General features: G+C 37.1%; 16 protein-coding genes. 8 read left to right on the forward strand and 8 right to left on the reverse strand.

From position 1 onward, the window contains the following. Positions 1 to 415: 415 nt before the first annotated feature. A complete protein-coding gene (locus QM491_RS24265) occupies positions 416 to 1,096 on the reverse strand; it encodes a response regulator transcription factor (protein ID WP_283330147.1) in 681 nt (226 codons plus the stop codon). A gap of 227 nt (positions 1,097 to 1,323) precedes the next feature. On the opposite strand from QM491_RS24265, the gene QM491_RS24270 reads away from it, so the two are divergent. The 3 genes from QM491_RS24270 to QM491_RS24280 all read left to right on the forward strand — a co-directional run bounded on the left by QM491_RS24270 (position 1,324) and on the right by QM491_RS24280 (position 5,971). After that, positions 1,324 to 2,934, forward strand: a complete 1,611-nt coding sequence (locus tag QM491_RS24270) for an acyl-CoA carboxylase subunit beta (protein ID WP_283330148.1) — start codon at positions 1,324 to 1,326, stop codon at positions 2,932 to 2,934. A gap of 138 nt (positions 2,935 to 3,072) precedes the next feature. Then, positions 3,073 to 5,403 carry an ATP-dependent helicase gene (locus QM491_RS24275; RefSeq protein ID WP_283330149.1) on the forward strand — a complete coding sequence of 777 codons (2,331 nt, stop codon included), beginning with the start codon at positions 3,073 to 3,075 and terminating at the stop codon, positions 5,401 to 5,403. A gap of 46 nt (positions 5,404 to 5,449) precedes the next feature. Then, positions 5,450 to 5,971 (forward strand): DUF192 domain-containing protein, encoded by a 522-nt coding sequence (locus QM491_RS24280; RefSeq protein WP_283330150.1) that lies wholly within the window; start codon positions 5,450 to 5,452, stop codon positions 5,969 to 5,971. Between the two features lie 26 nt (positions 5,972 to 5,997). Here QM491_RS24280 and QM491_RS24285 read toward each other — a convergent pair whose 3' ends face one another. From QM491_RS24285 to mutY, 4 genes are all read right to left on the reverse strand, one after another. Beyond that, positions 5,998 to 6,918 carry a PE-PGRS family protein gene (locus QM491_RS24285; RefSeq protein WP_283330151.1) on the reverse strand — a complete coding sequence of 307 codons (921 nt, stop codon included), beginning with the start codon at positions 6,916 to 6,918 and terminating at the stop codon, positions 5,998 to 6,000. 19 nt (positions 6,919 to 6,937) lie between these two features. Next, the gene (gldE, locus tag QM491_RS24290) at positions 6,938 to 8,308 is read right to left on the reverse strand and encodes a gliding motility-associated protein GldE (RefSeq protein ID WP_283330152.1); all 1,371 of its coding nucleotides are present in this window, start codon (positions 8,306 to 8,308) and stop codon (positions 6,938 to 6,940) included. Between the two features lie 85 nt (positions 8,309 to 8,393). Further along, positions 8,394 to 8,861 (reverse strand): single-stranded DNA-binding protein, encoded by a 468-nt coding sequence (locus QM491_RS24295; protein WP_283330153.1) that lies wholly within the window; start codon positions 8,859 to 8,861, stop codon positions 8,394 to 8,396. 137 nt (positions 8,862 to 8,998) lie between these two features. Next, positions 8,999 to 10,081 carry an A/G-specific adenine glycosylase gene (gene mutY / locus QM491_RS24300; protein WP_283330154.1) on the reverse strand — a complete coding sequence of 361 codons (1,083 nt, stop codon included), beginning with the start codon at positions 10,079 to 10,081 and terminating at the stop codon, positions 8,999 to 9,001. Between the two features lie 571 nt (positions 10,082 to 10,652). Between mutY and QM491_RS24305 the strand changes: the two genes are divergently transcribed. From QM491_RS24305 to QM491_RS24325, 5 genes are all read left to right on the forward strand, one after another. Beyond that, entirely contained in the window at positions 10,653 to 10,937 is a 285-nt protein-coding gene (locus QM491_RS24305; RefSeq protein ID WP_095160139.1) for an HU family DNA-binding protein, read from the forward strand. 86 nt (positions 10,938 to 11,023) lie between these two features. After that, entirely contained in the window at positions 11,024 to 11,890 is an 867-nt protein-coding gene (locus QM491_RS24310; protein ID WP_283330155.1) for a tetratricopeptide repeat protein, read from the forward strand. A gap of 682 nt (positions 11,891 to 12,572) precedes the next feature. Next, positions 12,573 to 14,129, forward strand: a complete 1,557-nt coding sequence (locus QM491_RS24315) for an Rne/Rng family ribonuclease (protein WP_095160137.1) — start codon at positions 12,573 to 12,575, stop codon at positions 14,127 to 14,129. Positions 14,130 to 14,231: 102 nt separating this feature from the next. After that, on the forward strand, positions 14,232 to 15,557 hold the full coding sequence (locus QM491_RS24320; RefSeq protein WP_283330156.1) for an AAA family ATPase: 1,326 nt from the start codon (positions 14,232 to 14,234) through the stop codon (positions 15,555 to 15,557). Positions 15,558 to 15,695: 138 nt separating this feature from the next. After that, complete coding sequence (locus QM491_RS24325; RefSeq protein ID WP_283330157.1) at positions 15,696 to 16,739, forward strand: 5-methylcytosine restriction system specificity protein McrC; 1,044 nt, start codon at positions 15,696 to 15,698, stop codon at positions 16,737 to 16,739. Here QM491_RS24325 and QM491_RS24330 read toward each other — a convergent pair. The 3 genes from QM491_RS24330 to QM491_RS24340 all read right to left on the reverse strand — a co-directional run bounded on the left by QM491_RS24330 (position 16,702) and on the right by QM491_RS24340 (position 19,946). Next, a complete protein-coding gene (locus QM491_RS24330; RefSeq protein WP_283330158.1) occupies positions 16,702 to 17,241 on the reverse strand; it encodes a DUF6702 family protein in 540 nt (179 codons plus the stop codon). The two genes, QM491_RS24325 and QM491_RS24330, sit on opposite strands and share 38 nt — an antisense overlap. A 30-nt stretch (positions 17,242 to 17,271) precedes the next feature. Continuing rightward, positions 17,272 to 18,657: an RIP metalloprotease RseP gene (gene rseP / locus QM491_RS24335; protein ID WP_283330159.1), complete on the reverse strand. Its 1,386-nt coding sequence runs from the start codon at positions 18,655 to 18,657 to the stop codon at positions 17,272 to 17,274. A 137-nt stretch (positions 18,658 to 18,794) separates the two neighbouring features. Next, positions 18,795 to 19,946 carry a 1-deoxy-D-xylulose-5-phosphate reductoisomerase gene (locus tag QM491_RS24340; protein WP_283330160.1) on the reverse strand — a complete coding sequence of 384 codons (1,152 nt, stop codon included), beginning with the start codon at positions 19,944 to 19,946 and terminating at the stop codon, positions 18,795 to 18,797. Between the last annotated feature and the right edge of the window lie 96 nt (positions 19,947 to 20,042).

Raw genomic sequence — 20,042 nt, forward strand, 5'->3', positions numbered from 1 at the left:
CTTTTCTCCAAAACAAGTAACCAACTTATCGTCAGTAACTTATCTCAAAAATTGTCGCTAAACCTCTTTCGATTTAACCGCTTCCCGTTGTTTGGGAGTGCAAAATTAGTAGCTTTATTTTTAAATTCCAAATGTTTTTGAAAATATTTTTTGAAATTTATTTTCGCAACTCTCAACTTCTTTTCTTCGCTACAACTCCGTTCCCGTCGTTTGGGAGTGCAAAATTCCCACTTTATTCCCAACCTTCCAAATCTTTTTGACACTATTTTTAAAAGTTTTTTATAAGTCGTTGAACATCAGAATGCATAACAGTCAAAAAAAATGACATCAAATTGATATTATTCAATTGATGTCATATCTACAAGCTCACAAATACAATTAATACTTCGAATATTTATAAATATTATTTTAAACTTTAGCTTACTTCTAAACGAAAACCTACTCCATGTACATTACTGAGCTTGATATTAGTGTCTTTATTGAGGTATTTCCGTAAGCGAGTGATAAAAACATCGAGACTTCTTCCTTTAAAATAGTCATCATCTCCCCAAATAGTGATTAAAATTTTATCACGAGAGAGTGTTTCGTTTTTATGTTGAATCAAAAAGGCTAATAAATCTGATTCTCGATGGGTAAGTTCTTGTTGAAAATCATCGATAGTCAATTTAAGGTTTTTACTATCGTGTATATAACGTCCTATTTGAAGCACACCATTTGGGACTGTAGTTTTTTTGCCTGTTCTCTTTAGAATAGCTTCAATCCGTAAAACAAGTTCCTCTATACTGAAAGGTTTTGTCAAATAATCATCCGCTCCTAATTTAAGGCCTTTGATACGATCTTCTTTCAGAGATTTTGCCGTTAGGAATATAATAGGAATTTCACTTCCTGCTTTTCTAATGGTTTCGGCCAGCGTAAACCCATCCATTTCTGGAAGCATTACATCAAAAATACACAAATCATATTCATTTTGTTGGAAAGCTCTTTGTCCCGCTTTACCATCTACTTGTAAATCGATTTGATATCCTTCTTGTTCAAGATTATCTTTTACTACAAACCCTAGGCTTTCATCATCTTCGACGAGCAGAATTCTGGTCATTATATAAATATGTATATAGTTAGTTTATGATAAGACAATTTATTAGGATTGTTCCCTATTTAGAAAATTTAAGTATTTGCTAATGTAGCCTATTTGGTCAAATTATCCAATTTATTAATATTTGCATAATTTATATAACTTGACAAGGTTATATACACTACAGAGTGTAGTGCTATTCTATATAAACACATTCATCAACAATTTATTATCTAAAACTCATGTCAACTATGAATCAATCCTCTAACCAGCAATTGGTGGAGCAAATGACAAATTACCTAGAGACGATAAAACTAGGAGGTGGGCTCAAAAATATTGCCAAACAACACGATAGAGGAAAACTCACTGCACGAGAACGCATTGCCTACTTAATCGACCCTGATACAGAATTTTTAGAATTGGGTGCTTTTGTAGGTTTTGAAATGTACAAAGAGTATGGTGGATGCCCTGCTGGAGGTACTGTTGGAGGTATTGGCTATGTTTCGGGCAAACAATGTATGATTGTTGCCAACGACCAAACTGTTAAAGCTGGAGCGTATTTTCCCATTACTGGAAAAAAGAATCTTCGTTTGCAGGAAATAGCTTTACAAAATAGGCTTCCTATTATTTATTTGGTAGATAGTGCAGGAGTTTTTCTGCCAATGCAAGATGAGATTTTTCCTGACAAAGAACATTTTGGTCGAGTTTTTTACAATAACTCAATTATGAGTGCGATGGGCATTACTCAAATCTCAGCTGTGTTGGGAAGTTGTGTTGCTGGAGGAGCTTATCTTCCTATTATGTCAGACGAAACGTTGATGGTTGAAGGGCAAAGTTCTATTTTTTTGGCGGGGCCCTATTTGGTGAAGGCGGCCATTGGAGAAAACATTGACGCCGAAACATTGGGTGGCGCTGTGACACATACTGAACTTTCTGGAAATGCTGATTATAAATTTTCAACCGAACAAGAGTGCTTGGATCAGGTAAAAAGAATTATTGGAAAACTTGGAGAGGATACCAAAGCTGGTTTTAATAGAACAACCCCTAGTTTGCCTATCAAAAATCAGGAAGAGATTTATGATATTTTACCCGAACTCAGAACCAAGCCTTATAATATGATAGATATTATTGAGCGCTTAGTTGATAATTCGGAGTTTGATGAGTTTAAGAAAGATTACGGAAAAACTATTCTTTGTGGATATGCTCGTATTGATGGCTGGGCTGTGGGCATTGTGGCTAATCAGCGCTTGATTACTAAAAGTGGCAAAGGCGAAGTTCAGATTGGAGGTGTTATATATAATGATGGAGCCGACAAAGCTGCTCGATTCATTATGAATTGTAATCAGAAGAAAATTCCGTTGGTATTCTTACAAGATGTTACGGGATTTATGGTTGGAAGTCGCTCGGAGCATTCGGGTATTATTAAGGATGGTGCTAAAATGGTAAATGCTGTAGCTAATTCGGTTGTTCCTAAGATTACGATTGTCATTGGTAATTCTTATGGAGCGGGTAATTATGCGATGTGTGGAAAGGCTTATGACCCTCGTTTTATTTATGCCTGGCCAAGCGCTAAAATCGCTGTAATGGGTGGTGAACAAGCCGCCAAGACCTTATTACAAACGCAAATTGCATCGATGCAGTCGCAGGGCAAAGAGGTTTCGAAGGAAGAAGAAGAGCTATTACTCAAAGAAATTATCGAAAGATATAACACACAAACAACACCTTATTATGCAGCTGCACGACTTTGGGTAGATGAAATCATCGATCCACTTCATACACGAAGAGTCATCTCGGAAGGTATTGCAGCCGCTAATCATGCCCCTATCGATAAAGAATTTAAAGTAGGTGTTATTCAAACTTAGTAAAGGATATTCGATATAAGCTGATTACCATAGTTTTTCTTCGTAATTTTGGCGAATGGTTTGACTTACAAGCCATCAATCTTTTCACTAATAAAGGTTGATGGCTTGTGTCTTGTAATAGTATTGAGTTTTTGAAATATGGATTATTTAGCAGGTCTTAACGAACCGCAACAGGCGGCAGTACAACATATCACAGGTCCTCTCATGATTATTGCAGGAGCAGGCTCTGGCAAAACGAGAGTTCTTACCTTTCGAACAGCTTATTTATTAGATAAAGGCGTAGATCCTTTTCAGATTTTGCTATTGACCTTTACCAATAAAGCGGCAGGTGAAATGCGAGCAAGGGTAGAAAAAGCAGTAGGTAATGATGCCAAAAATATTTGGATGGGTACATTTCACTCAGTATTTGCCAAAATATTACGTTTTGAAGGCAAACACTTGGGCTACACTCCCGACTTTTCTATTTATGATACTGACGATTCTAAATCTTTACTAAAAAGTATCATCAAAGAAAGAGGACTCGACGATAAGGTTTATAAACCCAATGTGGTTTTCAACAGAATCTCGGGGGCTAAAAACCGTTTGATTGGCCCAGATGAATATCTCAACAATCCCATTATTCAGGCAGATGATGCAGCAGCAAAGCTTCCTGAAATAGGCAGACTTTATAAATTATACACGTTGCGTTGTTTTCAAGCAAATGCAATGGACTTTGATGACTTGCTTTTCAATACTAATATATTGTTTAGAGACCATCCTGTCGTATTAGACAAATATCAGAGGAAGTTTCAATACATCATGGTCGATGAGTTTCAGGATACCAACGTTTCACAATATTTGATTATTAAGAAACTCGCTGCCATGCACAACAATCTGGCGGTAGTGGGCGACGATGCACAGTCTATTTATGCGTTCCGTGGAGCTAATATTGACAATATTCTTAATTTAGAAAAAGACTACCCGAATCTCGTAACCATTAAGTTGGAGCAAAATTATCGCTCAACTAATAGTATTGTACAAGCAGCAAATTCGGTTATCGCTAAAAATAAAAATCAGTTAAAGAAAAATATTTTTACCGAAAACGAAGAAGGTTCGCTTATCGAACTAATCAAGGCGGCTTCAGACAATGAAGAAGGGCGTTTGATTGCGACTAATATTTTCGAAGCCAAAATGGCTTTGGGTTTGCGCAATACAGATTTTGCCATTTTGTATCGTACCAATGCCCAATCACGTGCCTTTGAAGAAGCTCTTCGTAGGCTAAATATCAAGTATCGTATTGTTGGGGGCTTATCTTTTTATCAAAGACGTGAAATCAAAGACCTTCTATCTTATTTACGTTTTGTGATAAATCAGCGAGATATTGAGGCATTTAAGCGTATTATTAATTTACCCAAAAGAGGAATTGGGGATACTACTATCGCACGTATTGAAATTACAGCAGCCGAACAACAAAAACCTGTTTGGGAAATCGTGAGTAATATCCGTCAATATCAAGCTGGACGCTTTGCTGAGACGATCGAAGGGTTTGCAGATTTGATAAAGTCGTTTATTCTCATGACTCAAGTACCCAACAAAGATGCTTACGAAATTGCCAGTCATGTAGCTAAAGCTTCGGGTTTGTTAAAGGAACTTCATGAGGATAAAACCGTTGAGGGACTTTCTCGTTATGAAAACGTTCAGGAATTATTGAACTCTATCAAACAATTTGTAGATAACCCAGATACTGAAGATCACTCTCTAGCAAGTTTTCTTCAGACCGTATCTTTGTTAACGACCGCTGATGAGGATGACCCTGATGGCGACAACGACCGTGTAACCATGATGACGATTCACGGTGCCAAAGGTTTGGAGTTTAACCATGTGTATGTGGCAGGGATGGAAGAAGACCTTTTCCCTAGTCAAATGATGCTTCAAAGTCGTGCGGATTTGGAAGAAGAACGTCGTTTATTTTACGTGGCTATTACTCGTGCTGAGAAAAAACTTGTGATGTCTTATGCCGAAAGTAGATACCAATACGGACGATTGAAGCCTTGTGAGCCAAGTAGATTTTTGGATGAAATAGACCCGAAATATTTACAGTTTGCCAGAAATATTCGTCGTGCTGTCGAAGAAACTCAACGCATTCCACAAGGATTTGTCAGAAGAGTCGATAATCAATCTGGTGTTGTATCTAATAATTTGCCTCTCAGCAACAAAACTGGCATATCCACAACGACCTCTAATTTGATTCAGAAAAAGCCTGTAGTGAATTCGGCACCAGCAACGTATGTGCCTTCTCCAGATTTTGCGCCAAGTGATACCAAAAACTTACAAGAAGGTGATCGAGTGGAGCATTTGAAATTTGGTTATGGTAAGGTCAAAAAAATGGATGTGAACGGAAATGACCGTAAAGCAACCATTGAGTTTGAAGGAGGTGTTGGTGAAAAAACGCTTTTACTCAGTTTCGCAAAATTGAGAATTTTATCATAAAATCTCATTATTGAGGTTTCTTCATTCATTAAAAATACTCTTGAAAATGAAAAAAGTTGTAGTTCTATTATTTGTAGGTTTGTTATTGTTTGGAAGTATGGTTCCAAAGCTGATTGCTGTTTTTCGTTCAGAAGATAGCGAAGCTGGAACTGTAAGCTCTATTTCGACACCTGCTCCATCTGGTGTTGTTTCAAACGAACCTACCTTTAAAAAAGAAGGAGATTTAACATTTCCGAAAATTCAGAAGAAAATTAGTATCGAAATTGCTGATAACGATGCCGAAACCACCCAAGGCTTGATGTATCGTAAAAGTATGCCAGATACATGTGGAATGTTGTTTGTTTTTCCAGATAGTCAAGAAAGAAGCTTTTGGATGAAAAATACCTACATTCCTTTAGACCTTTTGTTTATCAATTCTAATAAGGAAGTCATCACTATACAACCAAATCGCCCACCTTTCTCAGAAGAAGCAATTCCTTCTTACAAGCCAGCTCAGTATGTGTTGGAAGTCAATGCAGGATTTTGTCAGCGAAATGGTATTAAGCAAGGAGATAAAATTTCGTTTTAAATAAAAAATAGGCAAGCTAAGCTTGCCTATTTTTTTCTAGCATATCTAAAAAGCTTTACAGGAAGTTTATAATCTGTCGCTTCTCCGATAGTATAATAATCTGTTCCAGTTCTTGAGAAAGTTATTCCTTCACCTTGTGGCTCCTCGCTTGCTGAGTAAGTGTAATCGAGCAATTTGGCTGGTCGTAGCAAAGCTTGTGCAATTGATTCACCGTCGGCTCTTCGCCAATGATATATCTGCCCATAGTTTCTGATAAGGATTTCTTTATTATCAGGCGAAATATCTCCAGCTGTAATATAAAACATCGTATTGAGTGCTGTAGAAAAGGTAACTTCTTCTACAAACTCCGCTGTGATGGTTTGGGTATAAGATTGCGGGTATGGTAATCTGTACAATCGTTGCTTCAAGTCTCTTTTTGAGAGAATATAAATATCTTTGGTATCATGATCGATAAACATACATTCAGCATCACGTGCACCATCAGGATATACATAAGTAATTTTTTGAACATCCTTTAAGGTAATACTATTACTTGCTTGTACTACTTGGCTAGCTATATTAGGCTCTTTTACACGATAGATTGTACAGCTTGGATACACAGCTAGATTATCGCCAATATCACCAACATAAATATAGTTACCATCCGAAAACTTCGAAATAGACATATCTTCCCAGTCTCTATTTACAGCTCCTTCCAAGTAAAACTCCTTTGTCCCTTTTCCCAAGCTATCCATTAAGAAAATACGATTTGTATCACCACTATCATTATGTGACCATATCATACCAGCGTTGGTATAGCTAGAAGCTAATCCAGAAGCTTCATCTAGATTTTTATTTTCTATTAAGCTACCTACACCTTTCTCAAAGTCGTCAATTATTGGAGTTGGACAGTCGTTATTACAAGCAATAAGTCCTATTAATAAAGTTAAAAATGGGTAATATTTCATTGAATAATGATGTCACTTGTTAGGTAAGTTCTCGATTGGTTTCGTCAGTTTCCTCATTCTTGATTGTCATTTTTACTCTTTTGATACGGCGTGTATCGACAGATGCAATCCTAAATCTAAATTTATCATAATCGATTTCTTCGCCCGCATGAGGTAATCGAGCAAATAATTCGATTAATAAACCTGCTAATGACTCACTTTCACCTTTTACTTTATCAAAATAGTCATTATCTATTCCTAACGCACGACACACGTCGTTTAGTGTAACTTTGCCTTCAAACTCAAACGAACCATCCTCTAAGCGCTTATACCCTAAATCCTCTTCATCGTATTCATCATTGATATCACCTACAATTTCCTCGATGATATCTTCCATCGTTATAATACCTTCAGTTTCTCCATACTCATTTACTACAATAGCCATGTGTACACGCTTTTCCTGAAAATCATAGAGCAAGTCATCAATCTTTTTACTTTCTGGGATAAAGAATGCTTGATGTATCAACTCTTGCCAATTAAAATATTCATCTTTTTCAATATGTGGCAATAAGTCTTTAATATAAAGTACACCTTCTATTTTGTCGATAGTTTCTTTATAAACAGGTACACGAGAATATCCTGATTTATTTATTTTATCCATCAACTCATGAAAGTCCCATTCAACATCAAAAGCTGTTACATCACGACGGGGACGCATTGCACTCTTCGCAGAAGTACTTCCAAAATTGACAATTCCTTTTAAAATATCTTTTTCTTGTGCTGAAGTCCCCTGTCCAGTAGTAATTTCAAGTGCATGGTTTAGCTCATCTGCTGTAATAGTATATCCTTTTCGCTCTACACGTTTCTCAATAATATGACTTATTCCTAAAAGTAAAGAAGACAACGGCTTGAATACAATGCTGGCAACCTCGATAAGTGGAGCAGTGAGTTTGGCAAATTTCAAATTATTTTGTTGTGCCCACACCTTTGGTATCAATTCGCCAAAAAAAGTAATCATGAAAGTTACCCCCACTAATAAAATCAAGGTAGCAACTAACCCCTCTTTTTCCTCTTCGCCTAAAATTTGTTCAGTAAGATAAGTAGAGATGGTAACAAAAGTGATGTTAACAAGATTGATAGCAATCAGAAGTGTTGCTAATAGTTGTTGAGGTTTGTCGAGCAACTTGGCAACAGTACGCTCACTTCCGCTATCGCTCTCACGACAGGCAACACGTTCATCAGCAGATAGGGAGAAAAAGGCTACTTCAGAGCCAGCCAGCAGTGCAGAAATACCCAACAGGGCAATCAAGATAAGCGCATCAATACCATATACGCTGTAAGATGAGGTGCTTTCAACTTGGGCCAAAAGCACCCTAATCGGGTGATAATCGTCAGATAATCGAGTTTCCAAGGTTTGGTTTGTTTAGTTAAACAAAAGTTAGACTAGCCACAAAACGGGTAAAATATGGCTAGTCTAACAAATGATAAGCCTTTCGTTAGAATGGCAAGTCATCACTATCACCACCTGCATCAAATGCTGGAGGTGGAGGTGTTACTGGTGCAGGATTAGGACGAGCGGGTGCAGGAGTCGATGCCATAGGAGCACCTTCGTTACTAGCTGCATTGTCGCGGTTACCACCACCTACTAATGTCATAGATGTACCACGGATACGGATACCACGACGTGTGATACCATCCTTGTCTACATATTCTTCTGTACGAATACGCCCCTCTACATACACAGAGTTACCTTTACGAAGATATTGTTCTGCGATGTTGGCCAACCCATCCCACAATTCGATACGATGCCATTCTGTTTGTTCTACACGTTGTCCGTCACGATTTGTGTAGGATTCGGAGGTAGCAATATTAAAATTTGCCACTTTTGAGCCACTAGGCAATACTCTTACTTCTGGGTCAGAGCCTAAATTGCCTAATAAGATAACTTTGTTTACGCCAGCCATTTGGGTTATTTTTTTTTAAGATAGTTGTAAATAAAATCGAAGTGGTATAAATTAAGTTCGGTGTGAGAATTCAAACATAAACATGAGTGAATTTAATAAAATTCCTACCAATCTCCAACTATCTATTCGTATGAATACTATGTTAAAATTTTAGATTCTTGAGTCAAATAATTATTCACCAAAGTAGATTTGGGTAAATCGTCTACCTCAGATAGGTTATAAAACGCATGATTTTCTGGCAAATTTAGAGAAAAGTCAGGATTAACTTGTATGTACCAGAATTTTGTTTGAATCTTTTGATGTGTCAGGACATGGGTAAAAGTTCCAGACTCACTCATCACAATTCCATTCAAGAGAGTGTTATTCAACCACTCATCATGTTCTAATAACACCTCTAGTGAGCACCCTTGTGAAGATTCTATCAAATAAAAATCATACATACCTTCCCAAACATCACGACCTACACGCTTACGCATTACAAACTTATCATTTTGTTCTATTAAGAAATAATGAAAGAATCGCTCTTTTACTTTGACCTTTTTACTTTTTATAGGTAACACAGCCTGACGACCTTGTGCATGGGCGACACATTCATTAGCAAAAATACAAAACATGCAATCAGTTGGAGTACCTGGCGTACACTGAATAGCACCAAATTCCATGATAGCTTGATTATGAGTATCGGCATTTTGGAGGGGTAAAAGCATTTGTGCATATTCAGAATATACTTTTTTCGCTTCATTTGAGGCAATGTCCGTCTCAATCCCAAATACTCTTGAGAGTACTCTATACACATTTCCATCCAACACAGCTACTGGCTCATTATAAGAAAAAGAGGCAATAGCAGCAGCAGTATATGAGCCAACACCCTTTAGCTTGAGAAGCTCTTGATAAGAATCAGGAAAAACACCCTTGTATTCGTCAACCACTATTTTGGCAGTTGTATGCAAATTACGAGCACGAGAATAATAGCCTAACCCTTGCCACAAACGCAAAACCTCAGCCTCATCGGCGACTGCCAAATCAAATACTGTCGGAAAAGCCTCTACGAATTTGTAATAGTAGGGCATTCCTTGAACAACTCTTGTTTGTTGCAAAATTATTTCTGATAACCATATATAATAAGGATTAGTGGTATTACGCCAAGGCAAATCTCTTTTATGGATTTCGTACCACTGTACAAGTTTTTGAGAAAAAGGGAATTGTGAAAATTCAGTCATGAAAAAAGAAAGTAGACTTTCGGATTTAGCTTAAAAAAGATGTTTGATTTAGATTTTTGCGACAAAACAGAAATCAAAACTAAAAAATCTTGTTTTGATTTAACCTATAAAGTACTGAATAGGTTTATAAAAGTGATAATCTTTTAAGAAACTTATCTAGTCCAAAAGGTTAGTAGATTAAATAAAAATAAACGAAGAGTTTTATAATAAAACAATCTATAAATAATCCATGATTCGTGAAAGAAGTACAACAAAAACCAAGGAATAATAGGAGAAAAGAAAGAAGTCTGCATTAGATTAATTTTAGAATTAGAATTCAAATAGCTAAAAATTAAGCATTTACGAAAAAAAAGTTCAGACATTTATTTATTGATTCTTTCATATTTGAAACCAAAGTCGTACCTTTGTGACCCTTAATAATCAGGGGCTTATAATTTGAGGCTGTGAGAGTTAGCAAAATTCACTGAAATCGATCTTAATCGATGCTAATTCAACTGAATTTTTTGGAAACTTATGGCAATCGACAACCATTGTTTATCATATTTTATTAACTCCTAAATTTTTTAAAAAAGTGACAAAAGCAGACGTAATCGCAGAAATCGCAGACAAGACGGGCATTGACAAGGCAGATGTATCTAGCACACTAGAGTCATTCTTCACTGTAGTTAAAGATAACTTGGCTGGAGGTGAACCTATCTACGTTCGTGGATTCGGTAGTTTTGTGAACAAGAAAAGAGCTAAGAAGGTTGCTCGTAACATCTCGAAAAACACTTCTATTGTGATTGACGAGCACTTTATTCCAAGCTTCAAACCTGCTAAAATCTTTATCGAGCAAGTTAAAACTAACGCTAAGTAATTTTTCGCAATAAGTTGTCAGTTATAGGTTATCGGTTATGAACTCATAGCAGATAACCCATAACAGATAACATATCTGTAAACGACATGCAAAAGTCTTTTATCTTCATAATAGTGGTTGCACTGGGTACGGTTGGAGCTTTATATAGCCTTCCGAAGGTTGTGGTAAGTGACGAGAAAAAGACCTTAGAGCAATCAGCACAGACTGGCTCAGCCAATCGTGATAAAGCCGTTGAGTCGGAAGACACCCATCAGCACACCGAAGGTGAAGCTAATGAAAGCCATGGCACAGCCCTTAGCCCCGAACAGAGCAAGGTAGTTGAAAGTTTACGAGCGAAATATTTAGGAAGTTCAAGCAAGCAAGATAAAATCGAAGCAGCAAATGCTCTTATTTCGAAGTTTACAGCATTTACAAGATACGACAGCGCTGCATATTATGCAGAAGAAGTCGTAAAACTTGATAACAGCGAGCACAATTTGATGAAGGCAGCAGATTTATATTATGAAGCCTTTACCTACGCACTCGAAGATGCTAAGACCAAGAATATGGGAGAAAAAGCCAGAACATTATATCAAGAGATTTTAACCAAAAATCCTAATAATCTTCTAGCAAAAACGAACATGGCAATGACTTACGTTTCAACATCAACTCCTATGCAAGGAATCTTGATGCTTCGTGAGGTAATTGCAAAAGAGCCTGAATTTGAACCAGCATTGTTCAATTTGGGGATTCTATCAATTCGGTCGAATCAGTTTGGGAAGGCCGTTGAGCGTTTTAAACAAATCCTAAAAATCAACCCTGCTAATTCTAAAGCAGCATTGAACTTGGGATACTGTTTGGCAGAACTCGACCGTACTGATGAAGCTCGCACAATTCTAGAGAAAGTTTTAGCCAATAGCAAAGACCCTCAGGAGAAGGCAGCTGCCAATGAAATTTTATCAAAATTAAAATAAGTTCTCGGTAAGTTCCTACTTTATCACTAAATTGTGCTTGGATAGGAATCTTCTGTGACAAACAACTAAAACAGATTTCGTAACATTTAAAACCTTTTAAAGTCATGCCTTGCGGAAAGAAAAGAAAAAGACACAAAATTGCAACTCACAAAAGAAAGAAGCGTCTTAGAAAGAATAGACATAAGAAGAAGTAATCTGTAACTAAGGATTAGTACGAATTGGTGCTAATCCTTAGTTGCTAATTACTAGAAAACAGGCTATTTTCTCTCGTAGAAAAGAGCCTGTTTTTGTCGTTTTTGTGAGATTGCTAGGTAAAACCCAAATTCATTGCCTTCTTACTTTATTTCTTGGCAATAATTTATCTGCTCATGACAGCATGGATTCCGTTGTATTATAGATTGGTCATAATACACAGCCACGCAATAAGTCAGCAACATTAAAAATCAAAAAACCAATAAAATACTATAGACTCACTATTACATTATTTCATTCCGATGGAATGACTTCCCAATTGTAAAATTCAGTTGCTTTAATCAATTTCTTACAACTTGCTTTTTACTATTCGGCACGAACCTTTCTATATGTAGTTTGATGGCTTTGATTTTCTATTCACCAACCGCTCACAGCGACAATATATATTCGTTTTCTTATATACTATTCACTTCTAATCCTTCAATCACCTGTGAGCAACGAATTAATCATCAATTCGACTCCCAAAGGTGACCGCATTGCTCTTTTGCAAGACAAAAGGATTGTGGAGTATCACTTAGAGGAGTCCGAACCACACTTTTCTGTAGGAGATATTTATCTCGGTACAGTCAAGAAAATGGTTACGGGATTGAATGCAGCCTTCATTGATATTGGTTATGAAAAAGATGCGTTTTTGCATTACCATGACTTAGGCCCAAATGTCAATTCCCTGAATAAATTCACCAAAGATGTTATCGCTGGAAGACACAATTCTGGAAGATTAGACAACTTTAAGCTTGAACCCGAAATAGACAAACACGACAAAATTGATAAGGTTTTAGGTAAAAATTCTCCTATCCTTGTTCAAGTCGTAAAAGAACCTATTTCGACCAAAGGCCCCCGCTTATCTTGCGATATTTCTATCGCTGGTCGCTACACAGTTTTGGTACCATTTTCGAATGGTGTAAACATTTCGAAAAAAATTACTGCCAAATCCGAACGCCAAAGATTACACAAATTGATGTCGTCTATCAAGCCTGCCAATTTTGGCGTAATCGTTCGAACTGTAGCTGAAGGCAAAGATGTAGAGGAATTGGATAAAGATTTGAAGGAGTCTTTAGCCAAATGGGACGCTGGCATGAAAGCCCTCAGATCAGCAAAACCGCGCGACAAGGTCATCGGCGAAATGAGCCGTGCAACCTCTATGCTCCGCGATTTGTTGAATGAAAACTTCGATAGCGTTATTGTTGACACACCAGAGTTATTCCAAGAAGCTCGTGCTTATGTACAGCACATCGCACCAGAAAAAGAACGTATTGTAAAATTACACCAGGGTAAATCCAAAGTATTTGAACAATATGGTATCGAAAAGCAATTAAAAATGCTTTTTGGTCGCTCAGTAAGTCTTCCTGCTGGTGGTTATTTGATTATCGAACATACCGAAGCTTTGCACGTAATCGACGTCAACTCTGGTAACAAATCAAATAGCGAAGAAGACCAAGAAGCAACCGCAGTAAGCGTAAATATCGAAGCAGCCAAAGAAATTGCTCGTCAGTTACGTCTTCGCGATATGGGTGGCATTATCGTTATCGACTTTATTGATATGAAGAAAGCTGAACACAAAAAGCTGATTCATGATATCATGAAGGAGGAAATGAAATCTGATCGCTCAAAATACACTATCTTGCCGCTTACCAAATTTGGCTTAATGCAAATTACTCGCCAAAGAGTGCGCCCAGAGATGAACGTTGTAACGTCTGAAAACTGTCCTACTTGTGGCGGTACAGGTAAAATTACAGCGAGTATTGTTGTTTCAGATGTAATCGAGCATCATCTTGAGCATATCATTATCAAACAAAATGAGAAAAAGCCAACTATCGTATTGCACCCTTTCTTGCATGCATACTTTACCAAAGGTTTCCCTTCTCTTCGAATGAAATGGTATTTCAAATACAAAACTTGGGTCAATATTATCCAAGATAGCTCTTTTGGTATTACAGACTTTAAATTTCATAACAACCACGGAGAAGAAATCGAACTTAATGGTTAATGAATATAAAAACCCATCTATCCTTCGTAGATGGGTTTTTTATTGTAGCTTCACTCCTACCTGACGCTTGTCTTGAGCTGTCCGAATGTTTATCTTTGCTGCATGTCTTTTCAAAAAAATAGAAACTATTGGTGGCTCAATCTTAATCCTAAAACTGGCTCGATTGAACAGCTTCGCTATCACCAATCACAACTCTTTACCTCACATAACGAATTCGGAAACAAACGCCGTATTTATCAACATTTCCAAGCTGTACAAAAAGGCGATTGGGTGATTGGCTATGAAAGTACACCTATTAAACAAATCAAAGCTATTCTTGAAATTACCGAATCTCTACATGTTCATCCTGTAGCAGGTGAATCTATTGCGTTTTGTTTAAAGGAAAAACTCCCTTTTCCAATTGAATGGGCAGAGCTTAAGCAAATTCATTTTCTGAAAGACTCAGATATTCTGAAGAATAATCAAGGAAGTTTGTTTCAGATCTCCGAAGACGAATTTGAGGCCATTCAAGCAATGATTGATTTACAAAAAGAGTCTATCGCTGCCGAAAATATCATTATTCCATTTGAAAGAAATGACGCTTTAGCTGACTTATTTATCGAAGCCGAGCAATTTGATGAAATCGTTGAAACGCTCCAGTATAAAAAGAATATTATTATACAAGGTCCTCCAGGAGTTGGCAAAACCTTCTTGGCAAAAAAGCTTGCCTACACACTCATAGGTACGAAAGATGAATCGAGAATTAAAATGGTACAGTTTCATCAGTCTTATTCTTACGAAGATTTTATCCAAGGACTAAGACCCGATGGAGACGGTGGTTTTAAGCTCAAAAATGGCGTTTTTTATGAGTTTTGTAAAATGGCTCAACGCAATGCAGGAATTGACCATTTCTTTATTATTGATGAAATAAATCGTGGCAATCTAAGTCGTATTTTCGGAGAATTACTCTTACTTATTGAAAACGATAAGCGTGGACGAGCCAACGAAATTCCATTGACTTATGGTGACAAAGATGCTGAACCTTTTTCTGTTCCCGATAATCTTCATATCATCGGAACAATGAATACTGCCGACCGCTCGCTGACCATGATTGACTATGCACTTCGTCGTCGCTTTGCCTTTATTAGCTTACAACCTTGTTTCAATGAACGGTGGGTAAATTGCTTAGTCGCACAAGGGTTAGACAAGGAGTTTGTCGAAAGTATTGCTCAAAAATTCAACGTACTAAACCAAGAAATCAGTCAGGATAGACATTTACTAAAAGGCTTTCAAATCGGACATAGTTATTTTACACATTTTCCCGCAGGCGAAAACGCCAAAAAATGGTATAAGCGTATTATTCAACTTGAAATAGCTCCTTTGCTTGAAGAATATTGGTACGACCAGCCCGAAAAGGTACAAAGTTGCGTTGAGGAACTACTTGGGTAGCTGTTAGCTTGTCTAGTTCGAGACTTAGCCTCTGACTATCTATTGTTTCAGCTTATGAACTGTATAAAAAAATAAGTCCAAGACTAAGTCTTAAACTAGTAAAGATACTTTAAAGTCTATTTCTTACTCAGCTCCAACATGATTCCAATTGAAAACATCTACTTTTTGCTTTGTTATGCTTGGGATAAACTTGAGCAACGCCACTTGGTAAAAGCTGGTGTATCAGGGCAAAAAAGTATCTATGAATTATTAGCGAGTATCTTGGTTAGAGAGCTACCTACGCTTTGGAAGAAAGGATATTTCAAATACTACACAGAACAAAATCAATACATCCAAGGCATAAGAGGCAAAGTACATATCTCTCCTTCTTTGGCAACTGGAGCATTTGAGAAGGGAATGGCATACTGTGAATTTGATGAATTTTCTGATAATATTTTGGCTAATCAGATTTTAAAAAGCAGCCTTGTCCGACTTCTCAAAGTATCAACCCTTTCAGATAAGATTCACCAAAGTTTACAATCAGAATTACGAAGACTGCATCATATTCAAGAAATATCCCTACACGAAGCATTGTTCCGTCAGGCGTTTGCCCATTGTCATAGAAATACGACCTATCCGTTTTTACTACATATTTGTGAATTGCTTTACTCTCAAAGCATGGTAAGTGAACAGGGGGAGAGTATTTTATTCAGAGATTTTGAGCAAGACGACCGCAAAATGTCAGGTTTATTTGAAGCTTTTGTACGTAATTTTTATAAAATAGAACTCAAAAGTGCTAAGGTTTTTAGGGAAAGACTTCAATGGAAACTTACAGGAACAGAACCACAGTATTTGCCCAAAATGCAAACTGATATTAGTTTGATTTTGAACAACGGCAAAAAGTTGATTATTGATACCAAGTATTATACCCGTACTTTAAATACCTATTTTAGTTCAGAAAAAATACATACCGAGAACCTCTACCAGTTATTTGCCTATCTAAAAAATCAGCCTGACGAGCAGGCTGAAGGTATCTTATTGTATCCAACGGTAAAGCAATCTTTAAGCTTATCATATACTTCAGAACAGCATCATATCCGAATCGAAACGATAAATTTGGCTCAATCTTGGGAGAAAATCCACGAAGATTTATTGGAAATAGTAACTAAAAACTTATCCCAAACACCTTATTCTTTTGATTAAAAATAAAGGATTTCTTTTCGGACTGATAAAACAGATTAACCACATTAGTTTGGTCATCAAACTCGTCCATCAATACATCATTTTGAAGTTTTGAACCACTGATTGGCTCTTGTGCTGGCATTTCGATGTATAGCCACATGGCATCACCTTCTTGCTCCTTTCCTAAATAGTGATACGCCACTCGCTGATTGCGGGCATTGAACCACACAAAATGCTTTTGTATGTATTTATCAATTTGTGGGTCAAACTTTTCCGTTTTGTCTAATACGATCTTCTTGCCTTGATTTTCTTTGGTCAATACTGTTTCTAAATCATCCTTAAAAACACGGAGACTAATTTCAAAGCTTTTTTCCTTGGCGTTATAACGCATTTCGGTAATACTTGTATGGAAGGCATGTTTCTTAAATGCCATCAATCCAAGCGATAGCATTACGCCCAAAAGCAAAAACCTGTAAGAGAATCTCACAGGTTTTTGAATATATTTTTTTGATTTTATTAACATACGTTTGTTGAATGTATATATTGGGTATTTCTAGAAAAGCTTCTTGAAAAGACCATTTCCTAAAACGAATACCATCAAACCTAGTAAAATCACTGTTCCAACTTGTTGTGCACGCTCCATGAATTTTTCTGATGGCGGACGACCTGTAATAATTTCAAACAACAAGAATAAAGCATGACCACCATCCAAGGCAGGAATTGGTAATAAATTCATAAATGCCAAAGCCATCGAAAGCAAGCCTGTCAAACTCCAGAAGTTTAACCAATCCCAGTGCGAGCCGTACATATCAGCAATTTCAAATGGACCACTCAAAGCTTTGTCAGCACGAACCTGACCTGCAAAAATTTTCTTGAAACCTTGAATATTTTTCCACACTACATCAAAAGCATTGCTAGCTCCCACTACAAAAGCCTGACCCAATGTATAATCTTCGTGTGATTTTTGAACCAAATACTCAGGAAAAAAGCCCAATGTACCATCCTCAGCAGTAGTCATGCGAAGCGTATCGGCTTTACCAGCACGCATAATAGCCAAGGTTACTGGTTTGTTTTTATACTTTTGAAGTTCTTCTTTGAAAGTCTGGAAGAATTTCACGGGTGTTCCATTAATCGATACAATTTCGTCACCATTTTTCATACCTGCTGTATAAGCTGGTGCAGGGGCTGGTGCGGGCTTTCCTAAAAGTTTGTCTAAGAAAGAGGCTTCTTTGGGTTCAGCTACACGACCTATTTTAAATTTATACAGAGGTTGAATAAACTCTCCTTTTTGGTCTGATAGCTTATTTAAGAAGTCACTTGGAATCACAATCTCTACTGTTTTACCATTTCTTTCAACGGTATAAACTGTTTTATCTTCTAATATAGCACCAGCAATATCTGTGTAACTATTGAAATCTTCACCGTTTACTTTTAGTACTTTATCTCCTAACTGGAAACCAACTTCTTTACCAAGTGCTCCAGCATATAACCCTTCTTTGTTTAGTTCGGCTTTAGAAATGTAGTTATTTCCTTCTTTAAAACTAATGCCCCAGAAGATTAATACCCCTAAAATCACATTGACGATAATCCCCCCTAACATTACAATAAGACGTTGCCATGCAGGTTTGCCACGAAACTCCCAAGGTTCAGGAGTAGCTGAAAGTTTTGAAGCATCTTGTGTTTCATCAATCATACCAGCGATTGATACATAACCACCAAGTGGAAACCAGCCTAAACCGTATTCTGTCTCACCTATTTTCTTTTTGAATAAAGCAAAATTCAATAAAGTAGGTATTGGAAAAAGAAAATCAAAGAATAAGTAGAATCTATCTACTCTCATCTTAAACCATTTGGCAGTGATATAATGCCCAAATTCGTGTAAACTTACTAAAATCGACAAACCCAAAATGAGTTGTCCAACCTTCACTAGTCCTTCCATTGTTTAGCTTTTAGCCCCAGTCTGAACTTGTCAGACCAATACTGTTTTCTATTAAGGTTTTAAAAAATATAATTTAGCTGAGAAAGTTCGTTTTCGATACTTTTATCTACATTCCTATTTCTCCTGTGGATAAACTCTTAGAGATTTTCACTTGCAAATACTCTGGTTGCATCATCAGTCTGGATATAGTCATCCAAAGTTGGATGCTTGATAAACGGAACTTTTGCCATACAAGTTTCAAGCAAGTCTGACATTTGTAAAAAGCCAATTTTATCTTCCAGAAAAGCAGCCACGGCAATTTCGTTGGCAGCGTTCAAGATACAAGGCATATTTCCACCTTGAGCCATTGCGTCAAATGCTAGTTGCAAGTTACGAAATGTTTCTTTATCAGGTTGCTCAAATGTGAGATTTGGATAATTAATGAAGTCAAAACGAGGGAAGTCTGATTTTAGTCTGTTGGGAAAGCCCAATGCAAACTGAATAGGTAATTTCATATCAGGTAAACCCATTTGAGCTTTGATAGAACCATCCTCAAACTGCACCAACGAGTGAATGATAGATTGGGGATGTACCACCACATCTATTTGAGAGGCATTGAGATTAAAAAGCCATTTTGCTTCAATTACTTCCAAGCCTTTATTCATCAAACTTGCTGAATCAATCGTAATCTTGGCTCCCATCACCCAGTTAGGATGTTTCAATGCTTGCGCTTTGGTTACGTTTGCCAACTCTTCACGTTTTTTCCCTCTAAAAGGACCACCTGAGGCAGTCAAAATAATCTTTTCAATAGGATTATGAAACTCCCCTACTAAGCACTGAAAAATAGCAGAATGTTCTGAATCGACAGGATAAATATTAACGCCTTTTTGTTGTGCCAAAGCAGTAATCAACTCACCCGCAACTACCAAAGTTTCTTTATTGGCCAAAGCAATATGTTTGCCTGCTTCAATAGCTTTGATGGTCGGTAATAATCCTGCGTAGCCTACCATCGAAGTCAGCACTATATCAATAGCCTCCATTTGTACGACAGACTCAAGGGCTTTTGCGCCAGCATACACTTTAATACCATGTGGATCAAGTGCATCAAAAACTTGGCTATATAGTGCCTCGTTGCCAATTACAACACAATTGGGGCGAAAAGCAATTGCTTGTTCTATCAACAACTTGGCGTTGCTTTGAGCCGTTAATACTTCTACTTCAAAAATAGTAGGATTCGCCTGAATTACTTCGAGGGCTTGTGTGCCAATCGAACCTGTCGAACCTAAAATGGCAATATTCCTTTTTTGCATAAATCTTAATGATGAAACAATCTATTCTGTTTGTTGTACTCAGATAGTTGGAGGATTTGAGCAGATCACTCAACCCTTTGATATATTTTTATTAAA

The organism is Flectobacillus longus (assembly GCF_030056705.1).
Classification (GTDB): Bacteria; Bacteroidota; Bacteroidia; order Cytophagales; family Spirosomataceae; genus Flectobacillus; species Flectobacillus longus.